Raw genomic sequence first — 12,919 nt, 5'->3', positions numbered from 1 at the left:
TCGGCGCGCATTTCTGCGGTGGTGCGATTCAGTTTTTTCGACGTGGAGATCAGGTCAGCGCCGGCTCGGCCAGACGGAGCAGATCGTCCGCCTCCGCCGCAGCCGCCGCGAGCCGATCATTGTCGGCACGCAGACGCGTGATCTCGAACTCCAGTGCCTGAACCCTGGCACGCAGTCGGGTGACCTCGTCGAGCAGACGCCGGTCGGGCGCTGCACCTACGTGGCCGTAGAGGGCCTTCGCCATGCTGACTCCTTGATATGCGCTGCCGGAAAGGCCGGCCAACGCGCGCCCATTTGTACGCGGCTGTCATTCCAGGCTGTATCTGGGCATGACCGGGCGCGACTGGCGACACCTATATATTGAGCCGCAAACCCCTCCTTCGTCAAGTTCTCGCAGGCCGTAGATCATCTCCACGTCGACCTGTCCACTTGTCGGGGGGCTGCCGCAAGGCACGGACACGCTCTGTCCGGACGCCTTTACTGTACGCCCGGATCGGCAGAAGTCCGCACCCTCGTGTCCGACTTCCCCTTAACTCTTTCTTAGCCGCGTTGCCGCAGGTCGCAGGCTCGCCGTAGCGTCAGCCCGGCCCACTACCGACAACGGGAGGCATAGGCGTGCACGGCTGGACCGATCCAATGGACCCGAACGGCGCCCCCCGGCGCGCCGGACGGCCGACCGACGAGCCGGCCTGGCTGCACGACCGCCCGGAGCCCCGTTCGGCCTACCTGTTCGGCGACGAGCCCGGCCAGTCCGACGCCGAGTGGCACCGGGAGCAGGCTGACGAACAGTGGCACCGGGAGCAGTCCGCCGCCGACCGCCAGCCCGAGCGGGCCGCCCACGCCGACGCGCCGACCGCCAGCTGGGCGAGCCACGACCCGGACAGCACGACGGACCGCTGGGCCGGCAACCCCCCGGCCCCGGGCGCGTCCGACGGGTGGCGCCCCGATCCGGGCACGCAGCGGACTGACGACTGGCACAGCGACGCCGCGGCGGGAACCTCCGGCACCTGGCGAGACGCCGCGGCGACCGGCCGCACCGGCGAGGGGCGGCACCGCTCCCCACGCCGCTGGCGTCGGCCGCTGATGATCGGCGGCGCCGCGGCGGCCGCCACCCTCGTGGTGAGCGTCGGCGTCGGCGCGCTCGCGATGCCCGGTGGTGACGACGGCGCCCCGCAGTCGACAGCCGTCGACGACACCTATGCCACACCCGCCGCGCCGACCGAGGAGCCGGCGCTCGACACACTCGCCGCGCCCTCGCCGTCCGCCACACCCAGCCCGACGTCCGCCAGCCCGACGCCGAGCAAGGTCGTCAAGCCCACACCGGCCGCCTCCCGGACCACCGCCGCGTCGCGCCGCGGCGTCGAGCGCAGCAGCGCGCCGAGTACGAACGGCGGTTCGAGCGGGTCCACCGGCTCCAGCGGCGCCGTCAGCGCGCAGGCCCGCGAGGTCGTGGACCTGGTCAACGCCGAACGGGCCAAGGCCGGTTGCAAGGCGCTGACCATCAACGAGAAGTTGATGACGGCCGCCCAGCGGCACAGCCAGGACCAGGCCGACCACCAGAAGATGTCCCACACCGGCAGCGACGGCAGCAACGCCGGCACCAGGTTGGACCGGGTCGGCTACACCTGGCGGACGTACGGCGAGAACGTCGCCTGGAACCAGAAGAGCCCGACCGCCGTCATGGACGCGTGGATGAACAGCTCCGGTCACCGCGCCAACATCCTGAACTGCGCGTTCACCGAGATCGGCGTCGGCATCGCCAGCAGCAACGGGCCGTACTGGACGCAGGTCTTCGCGGCGCCGCGCTGAGCGCGCGTCGTTCCCGCCCCCGCGCTCGTTTGACAGGCTGAGGTATGCCGGACCGGCGCGTGCGGGCCGGGTGCCGGCGAGGGTGGCGCGGGGCCGCCCGGGACCCGGGAGCTGCCGATGCGGATCCGGCCACGGCGTCACATCGCCGTACGCCCGCTGCGCCGCGCCCTGTCGGCAGGAGTCGTCCTCGTGCTGGCGGTGCCGGCGTACGGCTGTCGACCCGAGGTGACCCCACCCGGCGCGCCCACCGCGTGGCCGGCCGACCAGGCTCGGCACTGGCAGTGGCAGTGGCAGCTCACCGGCCCCCTCGACCCGGCGGTGGACGCGACTGTCTTCCTGCTCGACCCGGTGGGCACCACCAGCGCGCAGACCGCCGACCTGCGCTCCCGCGACCGCCGGTTGATCTGCCAGGTGTACGTCGGGTCGGTCCGCTCCGCAGACCCGGACGCGAGCCGCCTACCCGACGTCGTACGGGGAGCGGCCGGACGCCGGCCTGACAGCCGATGGCTGGACGTGCGGGCCTGGGACACCCTCGAACCGGTGCTTGCCGACCGGTTCCGGCTCTGCCGGGGCAAGGGCTTCGGCGCGGTGGCCCTCGCTGACGCCGACGGGTACGCGTCCCCCACCGGTTTCCCGCTCGACTTCGACGACCAACTGCTGTTCAACCGGCGGCTGGCCGAGCTGGCCCGCTCACTGAGCCTGTCTCCCGGGCTGATCAATGACGTTCCGCAGGTCGCCGCGCTGGCCCCGGATTTCGACTTCGCCGTCAACGAGGAGTGCGTCCGGCTGAACCAGTGCGCCAAGCTGCTGCCCTTCACCGACGCCGGCAAGCCGGTCTTCCACGTGGAGTACACCGGCTCGACCGACGACTTCTGCGTCACCACGGTGGGCTACGGCTTCGCGTCCATCCGCAAGGACCGCACCCTGGACGCCCCCCGCCAACCCTGCCCCCTCCCGTAACCACCCCACGCCCCACGCCCCACGCCCCACGCCCCACGCCCCACGCCCCACGCCCCACGCCCCACGCCCCACGCCCCACGCCCCACGCCCCACGCCCCGGCGATCTTGCACTTTCTGTTGCCGAATTGTGGACTTGGCCCACTTATGTCGCGGCAGCAAGTGCAAGATCAACGAGATCAAAGGTCGAGGTCCCGGGGCGCGGGTGCGGAGGGCGAGGAGGGTGGGGCGGGGCGAGGGTGGGAGGGTCAGGGCACCGGGACTAGTTGTGGGGCGGGTTCGCGGGGGTCGGTGGGAGCGGGTTCCGGGCGGGGCCTCAGGAAGCGCGGGGCCCACCAGTTGGCGTCACCCAGCATGGTCATCAGCGCCGGCAGCACCACTCCCCGGATGATCGTGGCGTCCAGCAGGATCGCCGCCGCCAGGCCGATGCCGAGCTGTTTCATGTCGATGGTGCTCAACGTGGCGAAGATCGAGAACACCCCGACCATCACGACCGCCGCGCTCGTCACCACCCCGGCCGACGAGGTGATCCCGTACGACACGGCGTCGCGGTTGGGCATGCCGGACCGCACCCCCTCGCGAATCCGGCTGACCACGAACACGTGGTAGTCCATCGAGAGACCGAAGAGCACCACGAAGAGGAACAGCGGCAGCCAGGACACGATCGCGCCCATCGAGGTGAACCCGAGCAGCCCCTCCGCCCACTCACCCTGAAAGACCAGCACCAACAGGCCGTACGCGGCGCCGGCGGAGAGCAGGTTCAGCGCGATCGAGCTGACCGCGACCACCACCGACCGGAAGGTGAACGCCATGACCAGAAAGGTCAACACCAGCACGAAGCCCATGACCAGCGGCAACTTGTCCCGCACATGCTGCGCGTAGTCGACGCTGTCGGCCACGCTGCCGCCGACCGCGTACTCGACGCCGGGGATGCCCCGCAGCTCGGCCGGGACCAGGTCCTCGCGCAGCTTCTCCAGTGACCGCGCCGACCGGTCGTCCCGGCTGGCGTACGGGGTGGCGACGTCCAGCACCGACACCCGCCGGTCGGCCGACACCTCGATCTTCGGCCCGTCCGCCTCGACTGGGGCGAACAGCGGGTCGCCCGCCGCCCGGGTGGAGAGTTCGGTGAGGGCGGCGCGGACCCGGTCAACCTGCTCCGCGGGCGCCCGGACGGCCACCACGTGGTTGGTGCCGGCGGACGGGAACGCGGCGGTGAGCCGGTCGTACGCCTGCATGGCCGGTGTGGTGCGGGGCAGGTCCTCCATGCCGGGGAACTTCAGCTTCATACCCAGCGCCGGCGCGGCCAGCGCGAGCAGCAGCCCGACCGAGATGACGAGCGTCGCCACCGGCGCACGCAGCGCGGGCCGGAGCACCGCGGGCCAGAGCCGGGGCGCGCGGGGCTGGCCGTGCCGACCGGTACGCGGGGCGGTCAGTCGCCAGAGCAGCGGCACCCGGGGCCGGTCGACCCAGCGGCCGAGTCGGGCCAGCAGGGCGGGCAGGACGGTCAGCGAACCGGCCACCGCGACGGCGACCACGAGGATCGAGCCGACGGCGAGGGACGAGAAGACCACGTCGCCGGCAAGCAGCAGCCCGGCCATCGAGATGATCACCGCGAACCCGGACACCACGACGGCGTGGCCGGAAGTCTCCGCAGCGATCTCGACGGCGTCCAGGCCGGATCGGCCCTTCGCGCGTTCCTCGCGCTCCCGACGGATGTAGAAGAGCGAGTAGTCCACCCCGACCGCCATGCCGATCAGCAGGATCACCGGCCCGGTGGTGTCGGTGGCCGGCACCAGGTGCGAGGCGAGGGTGGACAGGCCCATCGCGGCGGCGACCGAGGAGAGCGCCAGCAGCACCGGCACGCTCGCCGCGATCAGCGCGCCGAACGCGATGATCAGGATCGCCAGCGTGACCGGCAGGCTGAGCAGCTCGGCGCGCTTGAAGTCCTTGCCCAGCGTGTCGTCGAGGGCCTGCCCGATCGACGGTCCGCCGACCTGTTCGACGCGGAGCTGCGGGTGGGCCTTCTGGACGGTGGCGGTGGCGTCCCGCAACGGCTGGACGCGTTCCGAGGCCGTCTCCGGGTCACCCGACATGGTGATCGGCAGCAGCAGCGCCGAGCCGTCCCGGGCGGGGATCGGCTGGCCGACCTCGGCCACTCCGGTGACCGTACGCAATCGGGCCGCCGCGTCGTCGGCGGCCGCCCGCGCCGCCGCCTGGTCCAGCGCGCCGCTGCGGGAGGTGATCAGGACGTTGTCCACCGCCGGGTTGTCGAAGTCGCCGGCGGTCACGATGAGCCCGGCCCGGCCCGCCTCGCCGATCGCCTGGTCATCGCCGGTGGCCTCGTTGAGGCCGGCGGCGTTGCCGCCGACGAAACACACCGCCACGAACACGATCCAGAGTGCGATCGCGCGCCACGGGTGCTCGGCGCTCCACCGCGCCAACCGCACCGTCACCGGTCTTTTCCCCATCACGGGTCCCCCTGTCACGTCAGCCCCCCATTCATCGGTGCTGACGCTAGGTAGGTGACGAGACGGTCACATCGGGGATCGGCCCTGGCTCACCCTGGAATCACCGCAGTGGGGAGCGGGGGTGGGCGCGGCGGACATCGACCGCGATTCGGTCGTACCCCCGGGTCCAGCCCGGAGCGACGCGCCGCGACCCGCCGGCGGCGCCCCGGAGACGACTCCGGGTCATCCCCGTAGGGAACCCCGGGGCCGGGGCTGGCAGCGTGGGCAGCTGTACGACGAGCGGTTCATGAACGCCTCGCGGCGGATGGGCGCGCCGCAGCGGCGGCAGGGATCGCCCTCCCGGCCGTAGGCGTTGAGCGCCCGGTCGAAGTAGCCGCTCTCGCCGTTGACGTTGACGTAGAGGGCGTCGAAACTGGTGCCACCCTCGGTGATCGCCTCGGCCAGCACGTCGCGGACGTGATCCAGCAGGCGCTGGGCCGCGGGGCCGGTCAACGCGTCGGTCGGTCGGGCACCGTGCAGCCGGGCCCGCCAGAGCGCCTCGTCGGCGTAGATGTTGCCCACCCCGGAGATCAGCGTCTGGTCGAGCAGTGCCCGCTTCACCTCGGTGTGCCGGCGGCGCAGCGCCGCGCCGAACGCCGCGTCGGAGAACTCCGGGTCCATCGGGTCGCGGGCGATGTGCGCGATCTCGGCGGGCAACTCGGCGCCTCCCTCGCTGACGGCGAGCCCGCCGAACGTGCGTTGGTCGACGAAGCGCAGCTCCGGGCCGTCGTCGTCGAACCGGAACCGGACCCGCAGGTGGGTCTCGTCCGCCGTTCCCGGTGGCTGGATCAGCAGCTGACCGGACATCCCGAGGTGTCCGATGATCGCGTCGCCGCTGTCCAGGGGCAGCCACAGGTACTTGCCGCGACGGCGGGCGTCCAGCACCGTGCGCCCGGCGAGCACGTCGGCGAAGTGCACGGCGCCCGGGACGTGCCGACGGACCGCCCGCGGGTGACGCACCTCGACGGAGACGATCCGGCGGCCGACGACCCACTGGGCCAGCCCCTGCCGGACCGTCTCCACCTCGGGCAGCTCAGGCACGCCGCAACCCCGTCTCGTGGCCGTCCGCGCCGCTGGCCGGCAGGGCCTGCGCCAGGTGGTCGGCCTGCTCGGCCTCCGCCGCCCGCCCGGCGCGCTCCAGCGGCCCGGGATCGCCCTGGTCGGTCGCGTCGCCAGTGCCCACCGCCCGGTTCGGTAGCGCGTCGGCGGCCTTGCCGTTCTGGCCGGCGGCGCCGCCGTCCTGGCTGGTGCCCACCCGCTGACCTGCCGCGCCGTCCTGGCCGTTCTGCTCGGCGAGCGTGCGCCAGGCGGCCTCGGCGGCCCGCTGCTCGGCCTCCTTCTTGCTGCGCCCCTCGGCACCGCCGTACCGGTTGCCGGCCACCACCACCCAGGCGGTGAACGTCTTGAGGTGGTCGGGGCCGGTGCCCTCGATCCGGTACTCCGGGACGCCGAGGCCGAGCGCCGCCGTCAGCTCCTGGAGGCTGGTCTTCCAGTCCAGAGCGGCGCCCCGCCCGGCCGACTCGGCCATCAACGGGTCGAAGAGCCGGTGGATCACGATCGCCGTGGTGTCCAGCCCGTACTGGAGGTAGATCGCGCCGAGCAGCGCCTCCAGGGTGTCGGCCAGGATGCTGGCCTTGTCCCGACCACCGGTGGTCTCTTCGCCCTTGCCGAGCAGCAGGTACGCGCCGAGGCCGTCCGGGCCCAGCCCACGTGCCACGTCGGCGAGCGCCCGCATGTTGACCACGCTGGCGCGCAGCTTCGCCAACTGCCCCTCGGGCAGGTCGGGATGGTTGTGGAAGAGCGCCGTGGTGATCACCACGCCGAGCACCGAGTCGCCGAGGAACTCCAGCCGCTCGTTGGTGGGCAGCCCGCCGTTCTCGTACGCGTACGAGCGGTGGGTCAACGCGCGCTGGAGCAGCTCCGGCTCCAGGCTCACGCCGAACGCGGCTTCCAGATGACCGATGGACGCCCGTCGGCGCTTGTCGTTGCTCATGTGCGTACCTCGGTGTCGGTGGAGCGGTCGGTGCGGTCCGTCGCGGCGTCGCCATCGAGCAGCGCGGCGACGAGGTCGGTGGCGTCTCGCCGCCACAGGTGGGCGGCGAGGGCGATGCCGGAGGCGACGTCGTCGGCGCGGGCGGCCCCGTGGCAGACCACGACCGTCCCCGCGACGCCCAGCAGGGCCGCCGCCCGGGGGGCACCGCCCTCGGCGGGCGGGCCACCGGCCATCGAGTACGCCCCCTCGACGGCCTTGAGCAGCACGTTACCGGTGAACCCGTCGGTGACGACCACGTCGGCGCGGGCGCCGACAGCGACGTCGTACCCCTCGACAAGGCCGACGTAGCGCGCCCCGGCGGGTAGGTGTTCGACGGCGAGCAGCGGGTCGGTGGCCCGGCGGACGCGGTCCCCCTTGCCGGCCTCCGTACCGACGGAGAGCAGTCCGACCCGGGGCGCGGCGATCGAGTGCGCCACGGCGGCGTACGCGGCGCCGAGCGCGGCGTGCCGGGCGAGGGTGGCGGGGCGGGGCTCCAGGGAGCCTCCGACGTCGAGGAGCACTACCGGTCCGGCCACCGCCGGCAGGGTCGCGACCAGCGCGGGTTGGCGGATCTCCGGCCAGCGGCCGAGACCGAGCACTGCGGCGGTGACGGTGGCGCCGGTGGCGCCGGCGGAGACCAGGGCGTCGGCGGTTCCGTCCCGGACCGCGGTGACGGCGGCCCGGACGGTGCTCTCGGCGCGGGCGGCGCTGGGATGGTCGGCCATGCCGACCACGGCACGGACGGGTCGCACCGTGACCCGGGCGCGCTGCGCCGGATCGAGGGCAGCGATCAGCCCGTCGGCGACCTCGGCCGGACCGACGAGAAGAAGATGCAGGTCAGGGTCGGCGCGCATGGCCCGCAGAGCGCCGTCAACCACGACGGCGGGAGCGTCGTCCCCGCCGAGGAGGTCAACGGCGATCCGCGCGGCGCCCGGCTCCACCGGAACGCCGGCCGGAGCAGACCGGCCGGCGTCGGAGGGAGCCGGCGCACCGGGCGAATGCCAGGATGCGCGTGCCGCCCGACCTGAGGTCGGAGGCGTCACTCGGCGTCCAGGTCAGACCTCGAGAACCTGGCGGCCGTTGTAGGTGCCGCAGACGGAGCACGCGGCGTGCGGCAGCTTCGGGGACTTGCACTGCGGGCACGCGACGGTCGCGACCACTGTCGCCTTCCAGTTCGCCCGGCGGGACCGGGTGTTGCTGCGCGACATCTTGCGCTTCGGGACGGCCACGGTTCTTACTCCTCTGTAACGGTCAGTTGCGACAGGCCCGCCCAACGCGGGTCGATCTGCTGGTGACTGTGGTCGGCCGGCAGATCATCCCAGTGCGCCCCACAGTCGGGGCACAGTCCTGGGCAGTCCTCCCGGCAGAGCGGGTTGGTCGGCAGCGTGAGCACCAACGCGTCCCGCAGCGCCGGCTCCAGGTCGATCAGATCGCCCTGCATCCGGCCCACCTCGTCCTCGTCGGTCGTGGCGTCCGTGGTGCTGTCCTCGTACGCGTACAGCTCCTGGATCGTCACGCCCATCGAGTCGTTGATCTCGCGCAGGCAACGGCCGCACTCACCCCGGACGGGACCGGTGATGGTCCCGGAGACGAGCACGCCCTCGGACACCGACTGCAACCTCAGGTCGAGGTCGAGGTCCGCGCCCTCCGGCACGCCGATCAACTCCACACCGAGGTCCGCCGGTGCCGGCACGACCCGCTGGACCTCACGCAACAGGCCAGGGCGGCGCGGCAGGTCCCTCGTGTCGAGGACCAGCGGCGACCTGGGGTCGAGTGTCGATGGCGAGTGTTTGGGCATAGTTAGACTCCGGCCGGTGAGAGGCCGACAAAAAAGGTTACCTGGACGACCGCCCGCCAGTCGAACCGGGGGCGACGCCTGCGGCGAGAATGTCGGCTGGTGAGGTGCCGCTCAGAAGGGTAGCGGGCGTTCCGCCTCGTCCCCAGCGAACGTGCCGATCTCCCGCAGGGCGTGCATCTTGTCGCGACCGCGTTCTATCGAGGCCAGCGCCCGGGTGAGGAACTGCTCGAAGTTGGCCAGCGCCGTGTCGACGTAGTCGTCGACCTCCTCACGCAGGCGCTGCGCCTCGGCCCGGGCCTCGCCGATGATCCGGGCGCCCTCGTGCTCGGCCGAGACGGTGATCTCGTTCACCGAGACCAGGCGGGCGTGTTCCGCCTCACCCTCGCTAATGATCCGGTCCGCCTCACGCTTGCCGGCTTCCATGATCTTGTCCCGCTCCTCCAGGAGCGCGGCGGCGCGACGCAGGTCGGCGGGGAGATCGGCGCGAATCTCGTCGAGCGCCGCGATCATCTCACCCCGGTCGACCATGCAGTTGTTGCGCGACATCGGGACGGAGCGGGCCTGCTCCAGGATGGCGATCAGTTCGTCGATGCGATCGAGCGGGTCCACCGGCTACCTCACTCCTGTCGTTCGTCGGCCGACCTCCATGATGCGGGCTACGGCCGTTCCCCGCGCCACCATCATGTCGTGCCCGTCCCACACCAGCCCCACAGACCCCAACCCGGCGCGTCGCGACAACGTCACTCCCCGCACCCCGCACCCCCCACTCCTCGTCGATCTTGCACTTACTGCTGCGTCATATCGACCATGAAGGGGCAATACGACAGCCACAAGTGCAAGATCGCGGGGGCGGGGGCGGGGGCGAGGGCGGGGGCGGGGACGAGGGCGGGGTTAGGGGCGGGGGGTCAGGCGGGACCGGAGGGCCTCGCGGACCGGGTCGGGGACGTGGGCGGAGATGTCGCCGCCCCACTTGGCCACGTCCTTGACCAGGCTCGACGAGAGGAACGAGTAGAGCGGGTTGGTCGGCATGAAGAGTGTCTCGACGCCGGCCAGCCCGACGTTCATCTGGGCCATCTGCAACTCGTAGTCGAAGTCGCTCACCGCCCGCAGGCCCTTGATCAGCACACTCGCCTGCTGGGCGCGGCAGAAGTCCACCAGCAGCCCACGGAACGACTCCACCCGTACGTTGTCGTACGAGGACGTCACCTCGCGGAGCATCTCGATCCGCTCCTCGACGGTGAACAGGCCACTCTTCGACTGGTTCACCAGCACGCCGACGATCACCTCGTCGAAGAGCCGACTGGCCCGACCGATGATGTCGAGGTGTCCGTTGGTGACCGGATCGAACGAGCCGGGGCACACCGCACGTCTCATGATCGGCGACCGTACCAAAGAGTGGTCTCGCCGTAGCGGCGACTGCGCGCGGCGGTGATCCCCTCCACCCAGTCGAACTCCCTGGTCCGGCTGGATCGCTCCACCACCACGAGCGCGTCGGGAGCCAGCCAGCGCTGCTCGACGAGCGCGGCCAGCAGCGCGGTGATCTCCACCTCCGGCACCGCGTACGGCGGGTCGGCGAACACCACGTCGTACGGCTCGCCGTCCGGGCCGGCGGCCAGCACCGTCGCCACCTTCCCGGTGACCAGGCGGGCCGCCGGGCCGGCACGCAGGGCTGCCACGTTCTCCCGGATCACCCGGGCCGCCCGTGGGTCGGACTCGACAAGCAGCACGTGCCGGGCGCCCCGGGAGAGCGCCTCCAGCCCGACCGCGCCGGAGCCGGCGTACAGGTCGGCGAAGCGGACCCCGTCGAGGTCGACCTCGGCCTGGACGGCACTGAACAACGCCTCGCGGACCCGGTCGGAGGTGGGGCGGGTGCCGGCGCCGGGGGGCGCGGCGATCCGCCGGCCGCCGAGCGTCCCGGCCACGATCCGGGTCACCGTCTCCTCCTGCTCATGACCCTGACGCTACGCGACCGGCGGGACCGCCCGGCCGACACGGTAGGTACCACCAACCGAACGGACTGATCACTTGCCGTATATCAATGATCTCAACTTCATAACATCCGTCTTAGCAAATCCTGAGCGCTGTATCACGCGCTGCGATCTCGCTAGGGTCTGCCGGGTGCCGGCGGCAACCCACCGGCCCGCGGCGCGGGAGGGCCCCTCTCCGACCGGACGTGCAGTGACCGTCCACTGTCACTCTCGTGCCACACCCCTGACGCTTCAGCACTCCAGGAGTACCCGTGATCCGTCCCAAGCTGTCGCTCCGGCGACCGCTGGCCATCCTGGGAGCCGCCCTCATCGGCTTCACCGGGGTCGTCGCAGTGGCCGCCCCAGCCAGTGCACACCACACCACCATCAACGCCACCGTCGAGTGCGACCGGCTCACCGGCGAGCGCGTGATCGAGTGGACGGTGCAGAACAGCGAAGCCAACAAGGACGCGACGCTCCAGAAGGTGACGACGACCCCGGACACCCCGGTGAACGTCGCCATCGAGGGCGCGAAGGAGGTGCCGCTGGAGGGCTACCTGCTCGGTAAGAGCAAGACCGTCACCGCCGTCCAGCGGGTGCCGGGCAACACGACCACCGCCAAGCTCGAGGTGCACGCCGAGTGGTGGGTCGAGGACGTCAAGACCGCCGAGAAGACGAACGACGGCAGCATCAACATCGCCGCCGACGAGTCCTGCGCGCCGGCCCCGAAGTGCGTCGACGTCGACAAGGCCGAGTACAGCCACACCTTCGACGGTCCGAAGGGCACCGCCACCGTCAAGCTCGACGGTGACCTGCCGCTCTGCGGCGAGGGCAAGCAGTGGTTCACGCTGGTGTCGTACTTCGCGCCGCGTCCGCAGTTCGCCACCCCGCAGTACGTGTACGGCACGCCGGACAGCGACTGGATCGGTGGCACCAAGACCGAGATCACGCTGGACGTCGAGATCCCGGACTGCCACACCCAGGTCGACCTGATCTGGGGCGGCAAGGAGGGCGTCATCGAGGAGCTGGTCGAGGGCGGCAAGCGGTACGGCAACGAGAAGCTCGGCTCGAAGGGCGCCCCGGGCAACCGGTCGACGGGCCCGCAGGGCTGGTACAACGGCGGCAGCAAGAGCTGCACCACCCCGGCCTCGACCTTCGCGTCCAACTGCGACGGTTCGGTCGCCGTCTCGCTGAGCAACGACGGCAAGATCAGCAAGTACGCTGTCGAGTTCGAGGTCAAGGGCGAGAACGGCTTCACCAAGAAGGTCTCCGTCCCGGCCGGCAAGGCCGACACCAGCGTCGTGGTTCCCGCCGCCGACGCCGGCAAGATCGAGGTGCTGGTCGACGGCAAGGTCGTCGAGAACGGCACGTACTCGTGGCAGCGCCCCGAGGACTGCCCGCTGCCGGCCATCACCACCGAGGCCGACTGCAAGAACTTCACCCTCACCGCGACCAACCCCGAGGGTGGGCTGCCGGTCAAGGCGACCTTCACGTACGACGGCAAGACCGAGACCCGTACGGTCGCCGCCGGCGCGGCGGAGACGGTGACCTTCAAGGCCGGCAAGGACAAGACCGCGATCGTCGCCCTGCCGGACATGGACCTCGAGCTTGAGGCGATCTACACGCCGGAGGGCAACTGCGGCGGCGGTGGCGCTGGCGGCGAGGAGCCGGGTCTCCCGGTGACCGGCGCCGCCACCGGCGGCATCATCGCCGGCGCGCTGGTGCTGCTCGCGGCCGGTGCCGTCCTGTTCGTGATGGCCCGTCGTCGTCGGGTGCGCTTCACCGCCTGAGGCAACCCGCGCTGACAACGAAGGGCGCGCCGACCATCCGGTCGGCGCGCCCTTCGCCG

At 71.7% G+C, this 12,919-nt stretch carries 12 protein-coding genes and 1 pseudogene; 3 read left to right on the top strand and 10 right to left on the bottom strand.

Annotation, left to right across the window (positions count from 1 at the left end):
* Nucleotides 1–49 precede the first annotated feature (49 nt).
* Nucleotides 50–244, bottom strand: a complete 195-nt coding sequence (locus O7634_RS16350) for a hypothetical protein (RefSeq protein ID WP_007456482.1) — start codon at nt 242–244, stop codon at nt 50–52.
* A 371-nt stretch (nt 245–615) separates the two neighbouring features.
* On the opposite strand from O7634_RS16350, the gene O7634_RS16345 reads away from it, so the two are divergent.
* Nucleotides 616–1,809, top strand: a complete 1,194-nt coding sequence (locus O7634_RS16345; RefSeq protein ID WP_278150982.1) for a CAP domain-containing protein — start codon at nt 616–618, stop codon at nt 1,807–1,809.
* Nucleotides 1,810–1,926: 117 nt separating this feature from the next.
* On the top strand, nt 1,927–2,769 hold the full coding sequence (locus O7634_RS16340) for an endo alpha-1,4 polygalactosaminidase (protein WP_278150981.1): 843 nt from the start codon (nt 1,927–1,929) through the stop codon (nt 2,767–2,769).
* Nucleotides 2,770–3,014: 245 nt separating this feature from the next.
* On the opposite strand, the gene O7634_RS16335 is transcribed toward O7634_RS16340, so the two are convergent.
* The 9 genes and pseudogenes from O7634_RS16335 to rsmD form a co-directional block, all read right to left on the bottom strand.
* Nucleotides 3,015–5,234: an MMPL family transporter gene (locus O7634_RS16335; protein ID WP_278150980.1), complete on the bottom strand. Its 2,220-nt coding sequence runs from the start codon at nt 5,232–5,234 to the stop codon at nt 3,015–3,017.
* Nucleotides 5,235–5,456: 222 nt separating this feature from the next.
* The gene (gene mutM, locus O7634_RS16330) at nt 5,457–6,314 is read right to left on the bottom strand and encodes a bifunctional DNA-formamidopyrimidine glycosylase/DNA-(apurinic or apyrimidinic site) lyase (RefSeq protein ID WP_278150979.1); all 858 of its coding nucleotides are present in this window, start codon (nt 6,312–6,314) and stop codon (nt 5,457–5,459) included.
* A gap of 244 nt (nt 6,315–6,558) precedes the next feature.
* Nucleotides 6,559–7,266: pseudogene (gene rnc, locus O7634_RS16325) on the bottom strand (ribonuclease III); the annotation flags it as partial.
* Entirely contained in the window at nt 7,263–8,246 is a 984-nt protein-coding gene (locus tag O7634_RS16320) for a phosphate acyltransferase PlsX (RefSeq protein ID WP_278150978.1), read from the bottom strand. The pseudogene rnc and the gene O7634_RS16320, both read right to left, overlap by 4 nt.
* 114 nt (nt 8,247–8,360) lie before the next feature.
* Nucleotides 8,361–8,534 carry a 50S ribosomal protein L32 gene (rpmF, locus tag O7634_RS16315; RefSeq protein ID WP_030335284.1) on the bottom strand — a complete coding sequence of 58 codons (174 nt, stop codon included), beginning with the start codon at nt 8,532–8,534 and terminating at the stop codon, nt 8,361–8,363.
* Nucleotides 8,535–8,539: 5 nt separating this feature from the next.
* The gene (locus O7634_RS16310) at nt 8,540–9,103 is read right to left on the bottom strand and encodes a YceD family protein (RefSeq protein WP_278150977.1); all 564 of its coding nucleotides are present in this window, start codon (nt 9,101–9,103) and stop codon (nt 8,540–8,542) included.
* 111 nt (nt 9,104–9,214) lie between these two features.
* Complete coding sequence (locus tag O7634_RS16305) at nt 9,215–9,712, bottom strand: hypothetical protein (protein WP_278150976.1); 498 nt, start codon at nt 9,710–9,712, stop codon at nt 9,215–9,217.
* A 282-nt stretch (nt 9,713–9,994) separates the two neighbouring features.
* Entirely contained in the window at nt 9,995–10,477 is a 483-nt protein-coding gene (gene coaD, locus O7634_RS16300) for a pantetheine-phosphate adenylyltransferase (RefSeq protein WP_278150975.1), read from the bottom strand.
* Entirely contained in the window at nt 10,474–11,037 is a 564-nt protein-coding gene (gene rsmD / locus O7634_RS16295) for a 16S rRNA (guanine(966)-N(2))-methyltransferase RsmD (RefSeq protein ID WP_278150974.1), read from the bottom strand. Before rsmD ends, coaD begins: the two co-directional genes overlap by 4 nt.
* A gap of 305 nt (nt 11,038–11,342) precedes the next feature.
* Between rsmD and O7634_RS16290 the strand changes: the two genes are divergently transcribed.
* A complete protein-coding gene (locus O7634_RS16290; protein WP_278150973.1) occupies nt 11,343–12,860 on the top strand; it encodes a cell wall anchor protein in 1,518 nt (505 codons plus the stop codon).
* Nucleotides 12,861–12,919: the final 59 nt, after the last annotated feature.

Origin of the sequence: Micromonospora sp. WMMD1120 (assembly GCF_029626235.1) — a bacterium.
In the GTDB taxonomy this organism is placed as follows: Bacteria; Actinomycetota; Actinomycetes; order Mycobacteriales; family Micromonosporaceae; genus Micromonospora.
Note: the sequence above shows the minus strand (reverse complement) of the source record. Positions and strands in the feature narration are given on the sequence as shown.